Genomic DNA, 21678 nt, shown 5'->3' with positions numbered 1-21678 from the left:
CGGCGCCTGCAGGCGCCTGCGGATCTTTTAATGAGGTGAATGAAATGGAATTATCAGAAATCAGAGCAGAGCTCGAAAATATGGCTTCTCGTTTAGCGGACTTTAGGGGGTCTCTTTGACCTCGAATCAAAGGAGGCCCGCATTGCTGAGCTAGATGAACAAATGGCTGATCCGGAATTCTGGAATGATCAGCAAAAAGCTCAAACGGTTATAAATGAAGCAAACGGTTTAAAGGATTATGTCAATTCGTATAAAAAATTGAATGAATCCCACGAAGAATTACAAATGACTCATGATCTTTTGAAAGAAGAGCCGGACACTGATCTCCAGCTTGAGCTTGAAAAAGAACTAAAATCATTAACAAAAGAGTTCAATGAGTTTGAGCTTCAGCTTCTTCTCAGCGAGCCGTATGATAAAAATAACGCGATTTTAGAACTGCACCCTGGTGCTGGCGGTACAGAGTCACAGGACTGGGGCTCTATGCTTCTTAGAATGTATACAAGATGGGGAGAGCGCCGCGGCTTTAAAGTAGAAACACTCGATTACCTTCCAGGTGACGAGGCTGGAATCAAGTCAGTGACATTGCTCATCAAAGGACATAACGCTTACGGGTATCTCAAAGCAGAAAAAGGTGTCCATCGTCTTGTGCGGATCTCACCATTTGATTCATCAGGCCGCCGCCACACATCTTTCGTTTCATGTGAAGTCATGCCTGAATTTAACGATGAAATTGATATTGATATTCGTACGGAGGATATTAAAGTTGACACGTACCGTGCAAGCGGCGCGGGCGGACAGCACGTCAATACGACGGATTCAGCCGTTCGGATTACTCACTTGCCGACGAACGTAGTTGTGACATGCCAAACGGAGCGCTCACAAATTAAAAACCGTGAAAGAGCCATGAAAATGCTGAAGGCCAAGCTGTATCAGCGCAGAATTGAAGAGCAGCAGGCTGAACTGGATGAAATTCGCGGTGAACAAAAAGAAATCGGCTGGGGCAGCCAAATCCGTTCTTATGTATTCCATCCGTATTCCATGGTAAAAGACCATCGGACCAATACAGAAATGGGGAACGTTCAAGCTGTAATGGATGGTGACATTGATACGTTCATTGATGCCTACCTGCGTTCTAAGCTTTCATAAGCTGAAAAACACACCTGATGCATACGGGTGTGTTTTTTTTATTCCTTATATCCTTGATTTCACTGCTGCTTTAGCATATTACCACTGTATTTGGGTGTTATTTACATCTAATCAGGGAAGGATTAAAATGCTATCGGAGAGCATTGGAAGAAACGGAGGATATATGATGGACGTACGGAATAAAGCATTGTGGATTTTGCGGGATTATGTATACATATTGTTAGGAGCAGCGATTACGGCCGTGTCCTTTAATGTATTTTTGCTTCCGAACAAGATTGCCGCCGGCGGTGTCAGCGGGATCAGTACGATTTTACAATCATATGGTTTTGAAGCAGCGTATGTACAGTGGATTATTAATATCCCTTTATTTATTGCTGGCGTCATTTTGCTCGGCGGGAAATTTGGACTAAAGACGCTTGCAGGTTCTGTGTTTTTGCCGCTAGTAGTGTTTCTGACAAGGGATATTCAGCCCGCCACTCATCATGAACTCCTGGCGGCGATTTTTGGCGGTGTCGGGATAGGTATCGGAATTGGTATTGTGTACTTAGGGAAAGGATCGACGGGAGGAACAGCCTTGGCTGCACAGATCATTCATAAGTACTCCGGTCTGTCATTGGGGAAGTGTCTCGCCATCATTGACGGAATGATCGTTGTTACGGCTATGATTGTATTTAATATTGAGCAAGGCTTATATGCCATGCTTGGCGTCTATGTATCCAGCAAAACCATTGATGTTGTGCAAGTCGGCTTTAATCGTTCAAAAATGGCGCTCATCATTACAAAGCAGGAGCAGGCTGTCAAGGAGGCTGTCTTACAGAAGATTGACAGAGGCGTGACAAAAATCTCTGCAGTCGGCGGATATACTGACGATGACCGTCCGATTTTAATGTGCGTGGTTGGGCAAACTGAATTCACCAAATTGAAACAAATCGTCAAACAGATTGATGAGTCAGCTTTTGTAATTGTAGCAGACGCGAGCGAGGTGCTGGGCGAGGGTTTCAAACGCGCTTAAACGAGGTTATAATATGGAAGAGATCGTAAAGGAGTTGTGCTTCTCAACATGAAATCAAAGTTATCGATACTAATGATTGGATTTGCGCTTTCTGTTCTGTTGGCTGCCTGCGGATCAAACGATGCAAAAGAAGAGAAGACAGACACTGGCAGCAAGACGGAAGCCACTGCATCTGAAGGGGAAGAATTATATCAGCAAAGCTGCGTAGGCTGCCACGGCAAGGATTTAGAAGGTGTGTCAGGGCCTAATCTCCAAGAGGTCGGAGGCAAATACGATGAACACAAAATTGAAAGCATTATTAAAAACGGCCGCGGCAATATGCCAAAGGGGCTTGTAGATGATAACGAAGCCGCTGTTATTGCCAAATGGCTGTCAGAAAAAAAGTAAGATAAAAACATCCTTGCCGAGTGCCGGCAAGGATGTTTTTATGCCTTGACAATATGAATGAAAAGAAACTGTAATAGTATTATGTCTAAATTTGACGTATAATGAAGTGTATTGAAAAAGGGAACTTTCAGATTTTTCATCTTTTTACAAATGAATGGGTCATAAATTGTCGAATGCATTCGAAGAGTATGACCGTGTGATAGATAAAATGATATAAAAAGATTAGGTGATTTCATGATAGAGATGAAGGAAGTATATAAAGCCTATCCGAACGGCGTAAAAGCGCTCAATGGGATTTCTGTTACCATTCATCCCGGCGAGTTTGTGTATGTTGTTGGTCCGAGCGGAGCAGGTAAATCTACTTTTATTAAAATGATTTACAGAGAAGAAAAACCGACAAAAGGACAAATTTTAATCAATCATAAAGATCTCGCGACAATTAAAGAAAAAGAGATTCCTTTCGTGCGCCGAAAAATAGGCGTTGTCTTTCAGGATTTCAAGCTTCTTCCGAAACTTACTGTTTTTGAAAATGTGGCATTTGCCCTTGAAGTGATTGGAGAACAGCCGTCTGTTATTAAGAAACGGGTGCTTGAAGTGCTTGATCTCGTGCAGCTGAAGCATAAAGCGCGACAATTTCCTGACCAGCTTTCAGGCGGGGAGCAGCAGCGTGTATCTATTGCCAGATCAATTGTGAACAACCCTGATGTTGTCATTGCTGATGAACCGACAGGAAACCTTGATCCGGATACGTCCTGGGAAGTCATGAAGACGCTGGAGGAAGTTAATAACCGCGGGACAACAGTCGTGATGGCGACACATAATAAAGAAATCGTAAACACCATGAAGAAACGTGTCATTGCAATCGAAGATGGTATCATTGTGCGTGATGAGTCAAGAGGGGAGTATGGTTCATATGATTAAAATTCTCGGGCGCCACTTGCGTGAGAGTTTTAAATCTCTCGGGAGAAACACATGGATGACATTTGCATCCATTAGTGCTGTAACCGTTACGCTGATTTTAGTCGGCGTGTTTTTAGTGATTATGCTGAATTTGAATAACATGGCCACGAATGCTGAAAAACAAGTTGAAATCAAAGTGCTGGTTGATCTGACTGCAGATCAGAAGGCACAGGACAAGCTTCAGAACGATATTAAGGAACTGAAGGGCATTCAGAGTGTCACTTTTTCATCTAAAGAAAAAGAGCTTGACCAGCTGGTTGACAGTTTTGGTGACAGCGGAAAATCCCTGACAATGAAGGATCAGGAAAACCCGCTTAATGATGCGTTTGTCGTCAAAACGACAGATCCGCATGATACGCCGAACGTGGCGAAAAAGATCGAAAAAATGGATCATGTTTATAAAGTCACTTATGGAAAAGAAGAGGTCAGCCGTTTGTTTAAAGTGGTCGGCGTTTCCCGCAACATTGGAATCGCGTTAATTATCGGCCTGGTATTTACGGCGATGTTCTTAATTTCCAACACCATTAAAATTACAATTTTCGCAAGAAGAAAAGAAATTGAAATCATGAAGCTTGTCGGCGCGACAAACTGGTTTATCCGCTGGCCGTTTTTCCTTGAAGGATTGCTGCTAGGCGTATTCGGTTCTGTGATTCCGATTGCACTGGTGCTGAGCACTTACCAATACGTCATCGGATGGGTCGTTCCAAAGGTTCAAGGATCATTTGTCTCTCTTCTTCCTTATAATCCATTTGTATTCCAAGTTTCGCTAGTGCTGATTGCAATCGGCGCAGTAATTGGAGTATGGGGAAGTCTGACTTCCATCCGCAAGTTTTTGCGAGTATAAAGTGAAAAAGCCGTTCCGCTTTCGGGACGGCTTTTCATTTGCCTTCTTTTTCTTCTATGATTACATGAAATCTCCATCCTTTACATATACTATCTCTAGGTTTTGGTAAAGACAGTCTGGCATACAGGAGGAGTAAAGGATGAATCAAAAAATAATGGCTGTGATAGCAGCAGGGAGCATGCTGTTCGGAGGCGCCGGTGTATATGCGGGAATCAACCTGCTTGAGATGGATAAGCCCCAGACTGCAGCAGTTCCCGCGACGGCACAAGCTGACTCTGAACGGGATAAAGCTATGGACAAAATCGAAAAAGCGTATGAGTTAATTTCGAATGAGTACGTAGAAAAAGTAGATAGAGAAAAGCTGCTCGAGGGAGCCATCCAGGGAATGCTGTCTACGCTAAATGATCCTTATTCTGTTTACATGGATAAGCAGACAGCTAAGCAATTTTCTGATTCTCTTGATTCCTCATTTGAAGGCATCGGGGCTGAGGTTGGCATGGAAGACGGCAAAATTATTATTGTTTCTCCATTCAAGAAATCGCCAGCGGAAAAAGCCGGGTTGAAGCCTAATGATGAAATTATCAGCATCAATGGAGAATCGATGGCCGGCAAGGATTTAAACCACGCTGTGTTAAAAATAAGAGGAAAAAAAGGGTCCAGCGTTTCAATGAAGATTCAGCGGCCTGGAACGAAGAAGCAGCTGTCATTCCGGATCAAGAGAGCTGAGATTCCACTCGAAACGGTTTTTGCATCAGAGAAAAAAGTACAGGGGCATTCTGTTGGATATATTGCCATCTCTACTTTTTCTGAGCACACCGCAGAGGATTTTGCAAAAGCGCTGAGGGAGCTTGAGAAAAAAGAAATAGAAGGACTTGTCATTGATGTACGCGGCAACCCGGGCGGATATCTTCAAAGTGTGGAAGAAATTCTTAAGCATTTCGTTACAAAGGATCAGCCGTATATTCAGATTGCTGAACGCAATGGGGATAAAAAACGTTATTTTTCAACATTGACCCATAAAAAAGCGTACCCTGTCAATGTGATTACGGATAAAGGAAGTGCCTCTGCATCAGAAATTCTTGCCGGTGCATTAAAGGAAGCTGGCCATTATGATGTTGTAGGCGATACGTCTTTTGGAAAGGGAACGGTTCAACAGGCTGTGCCAATGGGGGACGGCAGCAACATCAAATTAACGCTTTACAAGTGGCTGACGCCAAATGGAAACTGGATTCATAAGAAAGGAATTGAACCGACCATTGCGATTAAGCAGCCCGATTATTTTTCCGCCGGGCCTTTACAGCTGAAAGAGCCGCTTAAAGTGGACATGAACAATGAAGACGTCAAGCATGCGCAGGTATTGTTAAAAGGTCTCAGCTTTGATCCGGGACGTGAGGATGGCTATTTCAGCAAAGACATGAAAAAAGCGGTTATGGCTTTTCAGGATCAAAACAAGCTGAATAAAACCGGTGTGATCGACACTCGCACTGCAGAGACATTAAATCAGCAGATAGAAAAGAAAAAATCAGATGAAAAAAATGATTTGCAGCTTCAAACAGCATTGAAATCATTATTTGTCAATTAAAGGAGATGGTATTCCATCTCCTGTTTCTTTGTGCTTAAAGAGATTATAGATCATAAGTCACATAAAAAATGAGTTTTTGACAAGAAATTAAAAAAATTTTCACAAATAAACATTTATAAAGGACTGTTATTACCCGATATCAATATATGAGAGAGACTTTCTAACGAGTTAATATGCATTTAAAATGAAACTTTTGCAAGTTGCCTAGTCTTTGTTTACTTCATACAATATAAGAAGGTTCTAAAAAGAACAGTAATCAGGTTAATGGCAGCTGAACGACAGGTATTTAAAGAGTAACGTTAGCGAGAATGCTTGTTAGCACTCCAGTACTGCTGCTTATACTGGCCCGTGCTTATCTGTATAAAGAAAATGGGGGTTCACAATTGAAGAGGGCAAGTATTGTGCGTGAAAAAAAATATTATGAATTAGTGGAACAATTAAAAGACAGAACACAAGACGTAACATTTTCAGCTACAAAAGCACTAAGTCTTCTTATGCTGTTCAGCAGATATTTGGTCAATTACACCAATGTCGAATCAGTAAATGACATTAATGAGGAATGCGCCAAACATTATTTTAACTACTTAATGAAAAATCATAAGCGATTAGGAATTAATCTGACAGATATAAAAAGGTCGATGCATCTAATCAGCGGGTTATTGGATGTGGATGTAAACCACTATTTAAAGGATTTTTCACTATCGAATGTCACGCTGTGGATGACGCAAGAGAGATAAACTCTCCTGAGGATATCCAAGCCATTTAATATTTGATAGAATATAAGTAACATGTTTGGCTTGAGGCGGTGAGAGATAGTGTCTGTTCAATGGGGAATTGAACTGTTAAAAAGCGCGGGCCTGTTCTTCTTACACCCGCTTTTCTGGTTTTTTATCATCATAACCCTGGCTTTCGGCTATGTAAGAATCAAACGGGAACGAAAAACCTTTCATACAAGAATAGCAGATATTTATGATGATCTGAAATTTACATATACAAAGGGACTGATTCCAGGTCTTCTTTTGTCAGTTATTTTAGGTGGACTCGGAATATCGATTCCTCTCGGTTTACTTGCGATTATTGCCGTTATCACTGCAGCGGCAGCGTTCACTCTTCGCGCAAACTGGATGTCTGCTGCATATATCGTCAGTGTGAGTATGCTGATAGGTTTTGGACTGCAAATATATCAGGCGGAGCCCTTTCTGGAGAGATTTCCGCAAGGATTTGCAGTTGTTTGGCCGGCTGTAGCTGTGTTTCTAGGTTTGCTGATTATCACTGAAGGAGCGGTTGCTTATCGTTCTGCGCATGTGAGAACATCACCGGCGCTTGTCGTAAGCAGCCGCGGTTTGCCGATCGGACAGCAGCTGGCAAACCGGGTTTGGCTTTTGCCGCTGTTCCTTCTCGTGCCCGGTAATGGTTTAGAATCGCACCTTAGCTGGTGGCCCGTGTTTACGGTTCCCGGCAGCTCATTCCATTTTCTATGGATTCCTTACTTTGTCGGATTTGGACAAAGGGTACAGGGATCGCTGCCTGAAACGAGTATAAGGATCACAGCGAAACGCGTTTGTATTCTCGGTCTTGCCGTCGCAGTTCTCGGTGCAGCGAGCTTACTGTGGACGCCGCTTGCGGGGGCAGCGGTCTGTACTGCTTTGTTAGGGCGCATTTTTCTGTCCATAAAGCAAAGAGTGAATGATAACGCGGCTCCGTTTTATTTCTCGAAAAGGGATCAGGGCTTAATGGTGCTTGGGATTATCCCCAATACGCCGGCTGAGGACCTGGAATTGAAAATCGGGGAAATCATAACGAAAGTCAATGGCATACCGGTTAAGAATGTTTCTGATTTCTATGAAGCGCTTCAGCATAACCGTGCATATGTGAAGCTTGAAATTATCGGTTTGAATGGAGAAATTCGTTTTGACCAGCGAGCTTCTTATGAAGGAGAACATCATGAATTGGGCATCCTCTTCGTAAAGGATGACCGTGAAGACGAAGCAGTCGCTTCTGGATCATAAAAGGCAGCCCGGCACCGCAGGAAGATGCGATGCCGGGCTGTTTTGTGTTACGCTGAGTTTTTTTCTATCCGTGCCGTTTCATCAGATTTGATGCCCAATGAAACAAAAACGCCGATGATGGATACAGCAAAGAGAATCATAAATAGGATGTGATATCCCGAAATCAGGCCAATTAAGGCTGATGAAATGATGCTTCCGAAATAACGGAAGGTCGAGAAAATCCCGGATGCCACTCCTGACATTCCGGGGTCTACTGTGGCAAGGGATGACACCTGCATGCTGGTCAGACCGACTCCGGAAGCGAGCCCGCCAAGGATAAGAGAGAGCATGAGGAATAAGACAGAATGCGAGCTGCTTAACAGCAAAAATAATAGATTCGCACCAGCCATCATGGCAAATGAAAGAAAAATGATTTTTTTGGCTCCCCATTTGTGATGGAGCTGCGCGCCCACCCAGTTGCTGGCTGACATGAAGATCGAAAATACAGAAAGCGCCATCCCGCTGTTAGACGTATTAAGCCCAAATTGGTTCGTCATAAATAACGGCATAATCAATAAGACGGCATACATCATCAAATTGCTTAACAAGACTGATAGATTCGCATTTGTAAAGGTTGAGCTTTTAAACAGTGCAAAGTCAATGATGGGGTGCTGGGTACGTTTTTCTCTTCTGAAAAAAAGCGGAACAAAAAGAAGTATCAATACACTGTATACCGCATATCCCCATGGAGCCTCATTTTTCGTCAGCAGGATAATGGAAACGATGCTGCCTGCAAGCAAGAGAGAGCCGATGATATCCAGCGGCGCGTCAGATTTATTTTCTTTATATTGAGGAAACATCGTTAATGCCGTAAATAAAGCAATGGCGAGGAACGGGATGTTGACCCAAAAAATCGAATGCCAGCTGAAGCTGTCAATCAGTATAGAGCCGATAAAAGGCCCGAGTGCTGCACCAAGTCCCGCACCCAGTCCGAAAAATCCAAACACTTTCGGTAGGCGTTTTTCAGAAACAACATGCCGGATAATGGCAATGCTGTTTGGCGTAAGCAATGCCCCGCCGACAGCCTGCAATGCCCGAAAGACAATTAACAGGAGCAGACTCGGTGAAAGGGCGCAGCCTAGAGATGCGATTAGAAAAAGGCCGACTCCCCATAAGTACATTGTTTTATTACCGTACATGTCACCGAGCTTTCCTGCAATCGGCTGTGTGACTGCCATCACGATTAAATAAACGGTAACCACCCAAGTGATGCTTGCGATGGACTCGTTATACGTATGGGAAATAGATGAGAGCGCGACCGCGATCATCGTTGAGTTAATGGGAACCAGAATGGCCCCCAATAATAGCGAGACGATCAGCGCCCATTCTTTTCTTGAGCTCATTGGGATCCTCCTTTTTATTATGCCAAGGAGTTAATCAGCAGAAATTCCTTTGACAAATAGAGCTGTGCTATGCTCCAGCATTTTTTCCTGGGGCATTGATATGACCCGGTCTCCTAAGTGGAGACGGTGAATGAAATAACCGAAGATAATCGACATGAACACGTCGGCATGCTCCGCTTCATTTCTTGTCTGAATAACCCCTTTCTCACCCATCGTTTTGAGATAATCAACCAATAGCTGTTTCATAGATTGGGGATATTCAGTGACGTGGTTAATGACATCCTGAAACATGGCCGGTTCACGAAAGCTGATTTTAATGATATCTTTTCTATGTTCGAGCTCCTCCAAGAGACAGGTTCCGATATGAAGCAGGTCTTTGTACAAATCCCCTTCTGTTTGTTCCAAAATGCTGCCTCTGTTTGAAGAATGCTGAGAAAGCAAAGCCTCAACTAGTCCTTGTTTGTTTTTAAAGTTCCTGAAAATCGTCGCTTCACTTACATTTGCTTTTTCTGCAATTTCTTTTGTAGTCGTTGCGCGATATCCTTTTTTGACGAGCAGCTGCATGGCAGCGTCAAGGATTCTCTTGTTTGTCGGTCTCAATACGTTTCACCTCACGAGTATACTGGCAGGACAAGTATACACCCGCCCCGCTTGTATAAGAAAGAGGGGGACGCATCAGGACCGGCTGACAACTGTGATTTTGCCGCTGCTTCCGTCAACAGTGATGATGTCACCGTCTCGCAGTCTTTCGGTTGCCGTGCGTGTGCCGAGAACGGCTGGAATGCCGTATTCACGGGCAATAATCGCAGCGTGAGACAAAATGCCGCCTGTGTCTGTAATAATCGCTTTGGCGTCTTGAAACAGGCTGGTCCATAGCGGTGTGGTCATCTTGCAAACGAGTACGTCCCCAGGCGCGAATTGAGAAAATTCATTGGCGTCCCGAATGATTTTCACCGGACCTGTCGCAATGCCGCTTGATGCCGCAATGCCAAAAATATGATTCTCTGTGTTTTTTTCATCCTCTATCACAGCGCCGACAATTTCTTCAGCTGCTTTGAGCTGTTCTTTTGTCGGGGTGCCGAGGTAGGCAGGGGCTTGGGCCAGCTCATACTCATGAAAAATCTGTCTGCGTTTTTCAGCCTTTTCTTGCAGGGATACAGGGTGAAGAAGCGCTTGTTCCACTTCGTCGTCATATAAGAACCAAAGGTCCTCACGATCTTGAATGACACCGTTTTCCGCCAGCAATTCACCTATCTTCAGCAGAAAGATTCTCGCCTTGGCATCCAGCATGGCGTCAATATAAAAGTGGTGATCATCTTTTATATTTGCAGAGTTCAGTGTCCATTGATAATAGCGGTCAAATTCGGTGCGCAAACCGGGATCTTCTATGTTTTCCAAGAATTCATTGTATAATTTCTCTCGTTTTTCTTTCGTTTTCTGAAATTCATTGTCAAAATGATAGCCATTACGGACATAATTTTGAATATTGGCCAGAGAGAAATACGGATTTTCCACCCAGATTTGTTCAATCAGATCATGACTTTTAACAGATCTCCATCCGTATTCTTGCAAGAATTCATGGACGTTTTTCAGGAAGTGTCTTCCCTCATCTGTTTGTTCTAATTTCTCCTGGAGCTGTTCAGGCTTGTTGTTTTCAAAAATGGTCAGAAGGTTCGGGTTCTCCTGAACTTCCACAGAAAATAGCCATAAGCAACGGTCCGTTTCCAGTGATTTGTTCATTTTTCCTGTCAGCATCTCGTAAAAATGAGCGTTTTCGGACTCTCCTTGAATGTTCTGATACATCGCTTGCAGTTTGTTTGTTAAAAGGATTTGCGGGAAAACGATATTGAAGTGCTCTTCATAAGCCGTGAGATAAAAGGCCTTTAGTTTTTGAAAAGCATCCAGTGCGCTTTCTGCGGTATGCTCAGTTTGTGCGAGCTGGTCCAGTGTCCGGTAAAAAGGGAGGTATGTGTGATTGATGATGTCATACATATGCTCCGATAAAATCGGGAAAAGCTCTTTGCCACAGTCTTCAGAAGGAGGCTGCTGTCCGCCTTGGTTTTTGGAATAAATATGTCCGCGATAAAGTTTTACTTCATCAACAACTACACCAATCGGAAACTTTTGCATGCTCTTCTTCAAGCCATATTCCAACGCCGGCACGATGAAGGATGAAAATAACGGACTCACCGGACCTTCAATATTAGACTCCATGTTAAGCCAGAAATCATTCATATCAGTGTCGGTAATCATGAAGCTGCGTTTTTCTTCTGCCGCTTTTTTGTCCTGATCAATGGTTGTAATCGGGCGAGCTTGCAGAAGGTATATTTGATGATCAGCAATTCCAAATTCTATATCAACAGGATATCCGTACAGGTCTTCGGTTTTTTTTGTGATTTCAGCCAATTCAATCACTTGTTCATCTGTAAGGCAAAAACGGCTGCGCATGTCTTCACTCGTTTCTTTTTCAGCAATTCCTTCTGCCGCAGACTCCATGTAGATTTCCTTTGCACCTATTTCTTTCTGAATCTCAAACGAAGATTTATTAACAATGAACGTGTCTGGGGTAACACTTCCTGAAACAACAGCTTCACCCAACCCGTAGCTGGCGCTGATTAAAAGCTCTCTATCATCATGGGTAACAGGGTTGCGGCTGAAGATAACACCTGACATTTCTGAATCGATCAGCCCCTGAACGACTATTCCCATTAACGGCTCTGCGATTTGATTGTTCATTTTTTTCTTATAGCTGCTGACCCGCACAGAAAAAAATGAGGCCCAGCATTCTTTCACTTTAGCCAGAAACTCTTCCTCTGTTTTGATATTTAAGTAGGTTTCATATTGACCCGCGAATGAGGCGCCTTCTAAATCTTCCGAAGCAGACGAAGAACGCACGGCTACGGATCGATATGATTCTCTAAGCTTATAAAAGGAACTAGTCAGCTCATCTTTCAGCTCATCCGAAAATGTTCCGGAAATGATCCCGCCTTCGACGTTTTCACTAGTCTCTTGAAGCTGGTTGTCCTCCATAAAACGTGCGAGCGCATTCGTTTGAATAATAAACCCGTCCGGAACAGGAAGACCGTGTTTGGTCAATTTAATCAAATTCATTCCTTTTGCTCCAGCCAGCTGGCTGGACTCTTCTGCCTGGCGAAATAAAACAGAATACATATTTGAAACCCCTCTTTTCTTCATTCATTTTGTTTTTCTCTCTAGTCTTTTTATTGCGGAGCCTGTGTTTTAAAAAATGATAGTAAACACTATCATTCAATTGTAGGTTTTCAGGAAAATGCTGTCAAACGCAGAAAGTCCTAAATAAAATGAATAGTTAAGTTAGTTAGATTATCATGAAAAATGCGGCCGTACTGGTACTGTATGCCTATTTTCTTTTATTCTCGGAATCTGGCGGCGGACTTGATGATGTAATAAAAAAAGTGCCGCTGATTAGAACAGCGGCACCATGGAATAAGTTTTGACCGGCACCAAAATGCAAATATGGTGATTGATTTTGGCTGAAAAGGGGTATGGTGTAGTAGAGGGAGCGAATGCACGATTGTCCGATTCTTCATTTTTTACTATAATCAGATCAGATGAAGAATCCCTGAGGAGGGTTTTTGTTGATTACAAAAGCCGTTTTTGCATTGTTTTTCCCTTTTATGCTTGTTGTTCTATTTACTAGAGTCACCTTTAATCATTATGTGGCGATCGCTTTAACAGCTGCATTGCTGTTTGCCTCTTATTTAAAAGGCTATACAGAAACGTATTTTATTGTAGGATTGGATGTTGTGTCTCTTGTGGCTGGCGGACTGTATATGGCCAAAAAAGCTGCAGAGAAAAAAGAAGAATAAATTGGACATAATGAATATAAAGACTGAATACCTGCTTTTACGATTTAAAAGCAGGTTTTTTATACACAAAAACAGCTGGAAATAAAAAACCACCGAACTTTAGTTCGTATTTTTAGTGATTTTGCTTTCCATTGTGTTACTATATCTATAGGAAGATTTCGTTAAAGAAACGGAGGCTTATTTTTGTGAAAGATCGCTTTGAGTTAGTCTCGAAATATCAGCCCCAGGGAGATCAGCCGAAAGCCATTGAAAAGCTTGTAAAAGGAATTCAGGAGGGCAAGAAGCATCAGACTCTGCTGGGTGCGACAGGAACTGGGAAAACATTTACGGTGTCTAATTTGATTAAAGAAGTCAATAAGCCGACTCTCGTGATTGCCCATAACAAAACCCTTGCTGGACAGCTTTACAGTGAGTTCAAGGAATTTTTTCCGAACAATGCTGTCGAGTATTTTGTCAGCTACTATGATTATTATCAGCCGGAGGCGTATGTGCCTCAAACGGATACATTTATAGAGAAAGACGCTAGTATTAATGATGAAATTGATAAACTGAGACACTCCGCCACATCAGCTTTGTTTGAGCGCAGAGATGTCATTATTATTGCGAGTGTGTCTTGTATATACGGCCTCGGTTCGCCTGAGGAATACCGGGAAATGGTCGTGTCACTGCGGACTGAAATGGAAATTGAGCGCAACGAGCTGCTCAGAAAACTTGTAGACATCCAATATGCCCGCAACGATATCGACTTTCAGCGCGGTACATTTCGTGTGCGCGGGGATGTAGTGGAAATCTTTCCGGCATCCCGTGATGAGCATTGTATCAGAGTTGAATTTTTCGGTGACGAAATCGAACGGATTCGGGAAGTGGATGCGCTGACAGGAGAAATTCTCGGCGACCGAGATCATGTTGCGATTTTCCCGGCATCCCACTTCGTAACGCGAGCCGAGAAAATGGAGAAGGCGATTCAAAATATCGAGAAGGAGCTTGAGGAGCAGCTGAAGGTCATGCATGAAAACGGAAAGCTCCTTGAAGCGCAGCGTTTAGAGCAGCGGACAAGATATGATCTTGAAATGATGCGTGAAATGGGTTTCTGCTCCGGCATCGAGAACTATTCAAGACATTTGACGCTGCGGCCTCCAGGTTCAACGCCGTATACGCTTCTTGATTATTTCCCAGACGATTTTATGATCGTGGTGGATGAGTCGCATGTGACAATTCCTCAGGTGCGCGGCATGTTTAACGGAGACCAGGCGCGGAAACAGGTGCTCGTGGATCACGGCTTCCGGCTTCCATCAGCGCTTGATAACCGTCCGCTTCGTTTTGAGGAATTTGAAAAGCATATGCACAATATCGTGTATGTATCAGCAACACCAGGGCCGTACGAGATTGAACATACAGATGAAATGGTCGAACAGATCATTCGTCCGACGGGGCTTCTTGACCCGCTTATTGACGTCCGTCCAATCGAAGGTCAGATTGACGACTTGATCGGCGAAATTCAAGCTAGAATCGAGCGGAATGAACGGGTGCTTGTGACAACTTTGACGAAGAAGATGTCAGAGGATCTGACCGATTATTTAAAGGAAATCGGCATTAAAGTAAACTATCTGCATTCTGAGATCAAGACGCTTGAACGGATTGAAATTATCCGCGACCTGCGCCTTGGCAAGTACGATGTGCTTGTCGGCATCAACCTGCTGAGGGAAGGTTTGGACATTCCCGAAGTATCCCTTGTTGCGATTTTGGATGCGGATAAGGAAGGTTTCCTTCGTTCGGAGCGGTCGCTGATCCAGACCATCGGACGGGCAGCGAGAAATGCGGAAGGCCGCGTCATTATGTACGCCGATAAAATAACGAAGTCTATGGAAATTGCGATTAATGAAACAAAACGCCGCCGCGAGCAGCAGGAGCGGTTTAATGAAGAGCACGGCATTACGCCGAAAACGATAAATAAAGAAATTCGCGATGTCATTCGTGCCACAGTAGCAGCTGAGGATAAAGCGGAATACAAAACAAAAGCCGCGCCGAAGCTGTCGAAAATGACGAAGAAAGAACGCCAGAAAGTCGTTGAACAGATGGAGCATGAAATGAAGGAAGCCGCCAAGGCGCTTGACTTTGAAAGAGCCGCGGAGCTTCGCGATTTACTTTTAGAGCTAAAAGCGGAAGGATGATGAACAAATGGCTATGGATCGGATAGAGGTGAAGGGAGCCAGGGCGCATAACCTGAAAAATATTGATGTAACGATTCCGAGAGATCAGCTTGTCGTTGTCACGGGTTTGTCCGGATCAGGTAAATCCTCCCTTGCCTTTGACACGATATATGCTGAAGGACAGAGACGGTATGTTGAGTCGCTGTCTGCTTATGCCCGCCAGTTTTTAGGGCAAATGGATAAGCCTGATGTGGATGCAATTGAGGGGCTCTCTCCCGCCATCAGCATTGATCAGAAAACAACAAGCCGCAATCCGAGGTCTACTGTCGGTACGGTAACTGAGATTTATGATTATCTGCGTCTTTTATATGCGAGAGTAGGGAAGCCTCATTGTCCGGAGCACGGAATTGAGATTACATCCCAGACCATCGAGCAAATGGTGGACAGAATTCTGGAATACCCGGAACGGACGAAGCTTCAGGTGCTGGCGCCGATTGTCTCGGGCCGAAAAGGCGCTCATGTCAAAGTGCTTGAACAGATTAGAAAACAAGGCTATGTCAGAGTCAGAATTGACGGCGAGATGGCTGAGCTTTCCGACGATATCGAATTAGAAAAGAACAAGAAGCATTCCATTGAGGTAGTCATTGACCGGATTGTCGTGAAAGAAGGCGTGGCAGCCCGGCTGTCAGATTCATTGGAAACGGCGCTCCGTTTAAGTGAAGGACGGGTTATGATCGATGTCATCGGTGAGGAAGAGCTGATGTTCAGCGAGCATCATGCCTGTCCGCACTGCGGATTTTCAATTGGTGAGCTTGAGCCGCGTCTGTTTTCGTTTAACAGTCCGTTCGGGGCGTGTCCGACGTGTGACGGTCTCGGAATGAAGCTTGAAGTGGATGCTGATCTTGTCATCCCCAATCAAGATTTGTCATTAAAGGAGAATGCGGTCGCCCCTTGGACACCGATCAGCTCACAATATTATCCTCAGCTGCTTGAGGCAGTCTGCACCCACTACGGGATTGATATGGATGTGCCGGTCAAAGATTTGCCGAAGCATCAACTGGATAAAGTGCTGTACGGCAGCGGAGATGACCTGATTTATTTCCGATATGAAAATGATTTTGGACAAATCCGCGAAGGTGAAATTCAATTTGAAGGCGTATTGCGCAACATTGAAAGACGCTATAAGGAGACAGGCTCCGATTTCATACGTGAGCAAATGGAGCAGTATATGTCTCAGAAGTCTTGTCCGACGTGCAAAGGCTATCGGTTAAAGAAAGAGGCGCTTGCCGTACTGATTGACGGCCGCCACATTGGGAAAATTACCGAGCTGTCTGTCGCCGACGCACTTGCCTTCTTTAAAGATCTTACCCTTTCTGAGAAGGATATGCAGATCGCCAATTTGATTTTGCGCGAAATTGTGGAGCGCTTAAGCTTTCTGGACAAAGTCGGCCTCGATTACCTGACATTGAGCAGGGCAGCGGGTACATTGTCCGGAGGAGAGGCGCAGCGCATCAGGCTGGCGACTCAAATTGGCTCGCGTTTATCCGGTGTGCTTTATATTTTAGATGAGCCGTCTATCGGTCTGCATCAGCGTGATAACGACCGCTTGATCAGCGCTCTGAAAAATATGAGAGACCTCGGGAACACGCTGATTGTTGTCGAACATGATGAGGACACGATGATGGCAGCAGATTATTTAATAGATATTGGACCGGGAGCCGGCATTCACGGCGGACAGGTGATATCTGCGGGTACGCCGGAAGAAGTGATGGAAGATCCAAACTCATTAACGGGCAGCTATTTATCAGGGAAAAAGTTTATCCCATTGCCTCCTGAAAGAAGAAAGCCGGACGGACGTTACATTGAAATTAAAGGTGCATCAGAAAACAACCTGAAAAAAGTGAATGCCAAGTTCCCGCTTGGGACGTTTACAGCAGTTACAGGTGTTTCCGGTTCAGGAAAGAGTACACTCGTTAATGAAATTTTGCATAAGGCGCTGGCGCAAAAGCTTCATAAAGCGAAAGCGAAGCCCGGCAGCCATAAAGAGATTAAAGGTTTGGATCATTTAGATAAAGTCATTGACATTGACCAGGCGCCAATCGGAAGAACGCCGAGATCCAACCCTGCGACATACACCGGTGTATTTGATGACATTCGTGATGTATTCGCGCAGACAAATGAAGCGAAGGTCCGCGGCTATAAAAAAGGCCGTTTCAGCTTCAACGTGAAGGGCGGACGATGTGAAGCCTGCCGCGGCGACGGGATTATTAAAATTGAAATGCACTTCCTTCCTGACGTATACGTTCCATGCGAGGTGTGTCACGGCAAACGCTATAACCGTGAAACGCTTGAAGTGACGTACAAAGGAAAAAGCATCTCTGATGTGCTTGATATGACGGTTGAAGATGCTCTTTCTTTCTTTGAAAATATCCCGAAAATCAAACGCAAGCTCCAAACCCTTTATGATGTTGGTTTAGGTTATATTACGCTCGGCCAGCCGGCGACGACCTTGTCAGGCGGAGAAGCGCAGCGCGTGAAGCTCGCATCAGAGCTGCACAAACGCTCGACCGGACGCACGCTCTACATTTTAGACGAGCCGACGACAGGTTTGCATGTCGACGATATCGCCAGGCTTCTTGTCGTGCTGCAACGGTTGGTAGACAACGGAGACACTGTACTGGTTATTGAGCACAACCTTGATATCATTAAGACAGCCGATTACATTGTGGATTTGGGCCCGGAAGGCGGAGCCGGGGGCGGAACCATTGTCGCGTCAGGAACGCCAGAGGAAATCACTGAAGTGGAAGAATCGTATACAGGCCGTTATTTGAAGCCTGTTATCGAACGTGACAAAACACGCATGAAATCGCTCTTAAAAGCGAAAGAAACAGCTACATCTTAAAACCCTCTGTTAAGAGGGGACAGCTTGTCAGCAAGTCCATCTTTGGGCTTAGCAGGCAAGCTTTTTCTTTACGGCATAATAGGTTTAGATTCGTCTTTGGTATAATTTCTTTGGGAAAACGCCTAAACATTTACAAATTGCTGTCGATATATGAATTGAAAGGCGGATGATGATTTCCAAATTAAGCAGACAAACCCTATTAAGGGGCTTAAAGGCATCCTTAAGCAATAACTGAATCTACATAGGTTAGAAGCTTTATTGGAATCTGATACGCCAGAAATCAAAGAAAAGGAAGTCTTTGATTTCAAAAACATATACACATGGAGGTATTTTTCACATGAGAATCAACCACAATATTGCAGCGCTTAACACACTAAACCGTTTGTCTTCAAACAACAGTGCGAGCTCAAAAAACATGGAGAAACTTTCTTCAGGTCTTCGCATCAACCGTGCGGGAGATGACGCAGCGGGTCTTGCGATTTCTGAAAAAATGAGAGGACAAATCAGAGGTCTTGAAATGGCTTCTAAAAACTCTCAAGACGGAATTTCTCTTATCCAAACAGCTGAGGGTGCATTGACTGAAACCCATGCAATCCTTCAACGTATGCGTGAACTTACTGTTCAAGCAGGAAACACAGGTACACAGCAAACTGAAGATTTAACTGCAATTAAAGATGAAATGGATGCTTTAACTGAAGAGATCGATGGAATTTCTCAACGTACTGAATTTAACGGAAAAAAACTTTTAGACGGTAGTGAAACAGCAGGATTTACATTCCAAATTGGTGCAAATGCTGGCCAAAATATTAATGTTACAATTGGTAACATGGATGCAACAACTTTAGGAGTAAAAGGTATCGATGTTTCAGCAGATGACTTTAGTTTTGACACTGAGATTGTTAAAATCGATAGTGCAATTACAAGTGTTTCAAACCAACGTGCTAAACTTGGTGCGGTACAAAACCGTCTAGAGCACACAATCAACAACCTTGGTGCTTCTTCTGAAAACTTAACAGCTGCTGAGTCTCGCATCCGTGACGTTGATATGGCGAAAGAAATGAGCGATTTCACAAAGAACAACATTCTTTCTCAAGCTTCTCAAGCGATGCTTGCTCAAGCAAACCAACAGCCGCAAAACGTGCTTCAATTGTTACGTTAATTTTGAACGGCTATCTCTTTCTGATAGTTACAGCTTGCCGACAGAGTCCATTAACTGGATGTGCCGGCAGGCTTTTTTTGTTACAATCATTTTGTGACAGCCAGGGAATCACTTGTTTTTTCAAAACAAAAAAGGCAAGATATTGTCATCTAACCTTTAACTTTGTTTCAGTTATAATGAATGATATGTTTTCCGCAATTACAAAGTCTTCTTATACAGCTGCTTACTTACACTCATTAAATCTTGAACAATGTGCGTGTTGCTGCTGTCGAGCAGCACTTTTATATATTGGATATCGTGAGAGATCGGGAAGGGTCCGTGAATCTGCTCAAGCTCGGCGATCATTTCACGATTCATTCTTTTTTGTTCATGAATCAGCTTTAACACTGATTCTTGTGTTACTGTATAGTCACTGGGATCTTTCTCCATTGCTTGTCCAGCCTCCTTGGTTGCCGTAAGCTTTTTACATATTGTAATCGGTATAGCCGGAAGATTCTACTTCTAAAACTTTTTAAAATCCAATTTCCGTAAATCGGAGCATGTCTAAAGAATGAATTTGAAACCTGAAGAGATTTTAAACGTATAAATAAGTAAAACGTCCCTGATCTTTTGTCATGGACAATTCACAATAGGAGTGTGGAATGAATTGAACCGTAATCAAGCTATTATTGCATCACTTTGTTATTTCAGTGTGTTTATTGCGCCAATCATTGTGCCGATTGTCGCTTATTTTGTTGTAAATGAGAAAGAAACAAAACGCCATGCGATACGCTCTCTTATTTCTCACATTGTTCCGTTTGTCGGCTGGCTGTTCCTTTTTATTGCTTTACTTGGCGGAGCCTTTGCGATTGATGGAGACAGCTTGCTTCCTGTATTTGTAATCATCGGGGGAGCGGTTATTTATTTCTTAGTTGTCATTGGCATTATCATTTGGAATGTGATTCAGGGCATTAAGGTCCTGCGTGCAGCATAAGTAGACAATGGGGAGGAGATCGTAATGAAGCAAGAAAAGGAACGAATCCTTAAGCTTGTTGAGGAAGGAAAGCTTACAGCACAAGAAGCTTTGACACTGATTGAAAAGCTTGACAGCGACTACAAGGAAAAAGAAGAGAAAATCACAGCGCTCTCAGTTCACGTTCATGACGAGGAAGAGCCATTTACAACGGCAAAAAAAGAAAGCGGCAAACCGTCTTTAGGAGCCAAGCTGTTTGACTGGATTGATTCTGCTGTGAAAAAGGTCAAGGAAGTTGACCTTGATTTAAACTTTGGCCATGCGTATGATGTTCAGCACATTTTTCAATTTAAAGATACTGACTTTTCCAGTGTTGAGCTGCAAATTGCCAACGGCAGCGTGAATATCGTCCCTTGGGAAGATGACGATATCAGAGCGGAATGCCAGGCGAAGGTATATCGCGCTGACAGCCAGGATGCGGCGAGACACGCATTTCTTCAGCATATTGAATGTGAAATCAAAGGAAATAAGTTTTTTATCCGTACTGAGAAAAAGACGATGAAAACGAATGTCACTTTGTATATTCCTCAGAAGGAGTATGATAAGATTCGGGTGAAGCTGTTTAACGGTCCGGTCAGAGGGGAACATTTACATGTAAAAGAGTTCTCAGCGAAAACGACAAACGGCGTGCTGTCGTTCTCGCACTTAACAGCCGAAAAAGCCATAGCTGAAACGGCCAACGGGCAAATTAAGCTCGCCAGCCACAGCTGCGGAACGATAGAAGCGGAAACCATTAACGGATTGATCGATCTCCGAGGGAAAAGCGAATCCATTGACGTTCAAAGCTTTAACGGAAATATTGCGATTAACGTAACAGAATCAGACTGCCGCTCCATTTATGCAAAAACAACGACTGGAAGTGTGGAGCTTGCGATTCCGGACGATCTCGCAGTGAAGGCAGAGCTGAAAAGCAATCTTGGTTCGCTGTCCCATGAATTAATGGATGTTGAGATGCTGAAGGAAAAAAATGATACCATTCAAAAAGAAATGATGTTCACTTCAAATCAGGCACATGATCAAAACATCACCGTCTTCTCAGAATCACTAACAGGCGCCATCAAACTAAAGTACTCACAGAGGTGATCGAATGAATAAGCTTTATCGCTCAGAAAAAAATAAGAAAATCGCCGGTGTTATCGGAGGTCTCGCGGAATATTTCAATTGGGACGCATCACTCCTCAGAGTCATAACTGTCATCTTAGCCATTATGACAAGTGTCTTGCCGGTTTTGCTCATTTATATCATTTGGATTTTTATCGTCCCGTCAGAAAGGGATATGAAATGA

Annotated in this window: 19 protein-coding genes; 15 read left to right on the top strand and 4 right to left on the bottom strand. The window is 43.7% G+C overall.

From position 1 onward, the window contains the following. The first annotated feature begins 44 nt into the window (after nucleotides 1–44). The 8 genes from prfB (at nucleotide 45) to minJ (ending at nucleotide 7940) form a co-directional block, all read left to right on the top strand. Nucleotides 45–1146, top strand: a protein-coding gene (gene prfB, locus SB658_RS12895) for a peptide chain release factor 2 (protein WP_010886623.1) whose coding sequence is annotated in 2 segments (ribosomal slippage) — nucleotides 45–116 and nucleotides 118–1146 — 1101 coding nt in all. Because the reading frame shifts where the segments join, the coding sequence is not laid out codon by codon here. Between the two features lie 166 nt (nucleotides 1147–1312). After that, nucleotides 1313–2158, top strand: a complete 846-nt coding sequence (locus SB658_RS12890; RefSeq protein WP_049140380.1) for a YitT family protein — start codon at nucleotides 1313–1315, stop codon at nucleotides 2156–2158. Between the two features lie 48 nt (nucleotides 2159–2206). Then, nucleotides 2207–2545 carry a cytochrome c551 gene (gene cccB, locus SB658_RS12885; RefSeq protein ID WP_003242725.1) on the top strand — a complete coding sequence of 113 codons (339 nt, stop codon included), beginning with the start codon at nucleotides 2207–2209 and terminating at the stop codon, nucleotides 2543–2545. 234 nt (nucleotides 2546–2779) lie between these two features. Next, complete coding sequence (gene ftsE, locus SB658_RS12880; protein WP_014481035.1) at nucleotides 2780–3466, top strand: cell division ATP-binding protein FtsE; 687 nt, start codon at nucleotides 2780–2782, stop codon at nucleotides 3464–3466. Further along, a complete protein-coding gene (gene ftsX, locus SB658_RS12875; RefSeq protein WP_015251119.1) occupies nucleotides 3459–4349 on the top strand; it encodes a permease-like cell division protein FtsX in 891 nt (296 codons plus the stop codon). Before ftsE ends, ftsX begins: the two co-directional genes overlap by 8 nt. 139 nt (nucleotides 4350–4488) lie before the next feature. Beyond that, a complete protein-coding gene (ctpB, locus tag SB658_RS12870) occupies nucleotides 4489–5931 on the top strand; it encodes a carboxy-terminal processing protease CtpB (protein ID WP_003228041.1) in 1443 nt (480 codons plus the stop codon). A gap of 383 nt (nucleotides 5932–6314) precedes the next feature. Beyond that, nucleotides 6315–6668, top strand: a complete 354-nt coding sequence (swrA, locus tag SB658_RS12865) for a swarming motility protein SwrAA (protein WP_015251121.1) — start codon at nucleotides 6315–6317, stop codon at nucleotides 6666–6668. Between the two features lie 78 nt (nucleotides 6669–6746). Next, nucleotides 6747–7940: a cell division topological determinant MinJ gene (minJ, locus tag SB658_RS12860; protein ID WP_046160900.1), complete on the top strand. Its 1194-nt coding sequence runs from the start codon at nucleotides 6747–6749 to the stop codon at nucleotides 7938–7940. A 47-nt stretch (nucleotides 7941–7987) separates the two neighbouring features. Here minJ and SB658_RS12855 read toward each other — a convergent pair whose 3' ends face one another. The 3 genes from SB658_RS12855 to SB658_RS12845 form a co-directional block, all read right to left on the bottom strand. Beyond that, a complete protein-coding gene (locus SB658_RS12855) occupies nucleotides 7988–9322 on the bottom strand; it encodes an MFS transporter (RefSeq protein ID WP_029725985.1) in 1335 nt (444 codons plus the stop codon). Between the two features lie 30 nt (nucleotides 9323–9352). Then, nucleotides 9353–9922, bottom strand: coding sequence for a TetR/AcrR family transcriptional regulator (locus SB658_RS12850; RefSeq protein WP_029725984.1), 570 nt, complete (start codon nucleotides 9920–9922; stop codon nucleotides 9353–9355). Nucleotides 9923–9997: 75 nt separating this feature from the next. After that, nucleotides 9998–12493, bottom strand: a complete 2496-nt coding sequence (locus SB658_RS12845; protein WP_029725983.1) for a PEP/pyruvate-binding domain-containing protein — start codon at nucleotides 12491–12493, stop codon at nucleotides 9998–10000. Between the two features lie 446 nt (nucleotides 12494–12939). Between SB658_RS12845 and SB658_RS12840 the strand changes: the two genes are divergently transcribed. The 4 genes from SB658_RS12840 to hag all read left to right on the top strand — a co-directional run bounded on the left by SB658_RS12840 (nucleotide 12940) and on the right by hag (nucleotide 19381). Further along, nucleotides 12940–13170 (top strand): CsbA family protein, encoded by a 231-nt coding sequence (locus SB658_RS12840; RefSeq protein ID WP_003228053.1) that lies wholly within the window; start codon nucleotides 12940–12942, stop codon nucleotides 13168–13170. Between the two features lie 185 nt (nucleotides 13171–13355). After that, a complete protein-coding gene (gene uvrB / locus SB658_RS12835) occupies nucleotides 13356–15341 on the top strand; it encodes an excinuclease ABC subunit UvrB (protein WP_003228054.1) in 1986 nt (661 codons plus the stop codon). Between the two features lie 7 nt (nucleotides 15342–15348). Next, entirely contained in the window at nucleotides 15349–18222 is a 2874-nt protein-coding gene (uvrA, locus tag SB658_RS12830) for an excinuclease ABC subunit UvrA (RefSeq protein ID WP_144458806.1), read from the top strand. A gap of 337 nt (nucleotides 18223–18559) precedes the next feature. Further along, nucleotides 18560–19381 (top strand): flagellin Hag, encoded by an 822-nt coding sequence (gene hag / locus SB658_RS12825; protein WP_029318328.1) that lies wholly within the window; start codon nucleotides 18560–18562, stop codon nucleotides 19379–19381. A 198-nt stretch (nucleotides 19382–19579) separates the two neighbouring features. Here hag and SB658_RS12820 read toward each other — a convergent pair whose 3' ends face one another. Beyond that, nucleotides 19580–19810 (bottom strand): hypothetical protein, encoded by a 231-nt coding sequence (locus SB658_RS12820; RefSeq protein WP_003235419.1) that lies wholly within the window; start codon nucleotides 19808–19810, stop codon nucleotides 19580–19582. Between the two features lie 217 nt (nucleotides 19811–20027). Between SB658_RS12820 and yvlA the strand changes: the two genes are divergently transcribed. Genes yvlA through SB658_RS12805 form a run of 3 tightly spaced genes read left to right on the top strand, consistent with a single transcriptional unit; the run spans nucleotide 20028 to nucleotide 21678 of the window. Further along, nucleotides 20028–20354, top strand: a complete 327-nt coding sequence (gene yvlA, locus SB658_RS12815) for a protein YvlA (protein WP_144500510.1) — start codon at nucleotides 20028–20030, stop codon at nucleotides 20352–20354. Between the two features lie 24 nt (nucleotides 20355–20378). Further along, nucleotides 20379–21476, top strand: a complete 1098-nt coding sequence (locus SB658_RS12810) for a DUF4097 family beta strand repeat-containing protein (RefSeq protein WP_014478112.1) — start codon at nucleotides 20379–20381, stop codon at nucleotides 21474–21476. A 4-nt stretch (nucleotides 21477–21480) separates the two neighbouring features. Next, the gene (locus SB658_RS12805) at nucleotides 21481–21678 is read left to right on the top strand and encodes a PspC domain-containing protein (RefSeq protein ID WP_003228065.1); all 198 of its coding nucleotides are present in this window, start codon (nucleotides 21481–21483) and stop codon (nucleotides 21676–21678) included.

Origin of the sequence: Bacillus sp. SIMBA_008 (assembly GCF_046535495.1) — a bacterium.
Classification (GTDB): Bacteria; Bacillota; Bacilli; order Bacillales; family Bacillaceae; genus Bacillus; species Bacillus subtilis.
Note: the sequence above shows the minus strand (reverse complement) of the source record. Positions and strands in the feature narration are given on the sequence as shown.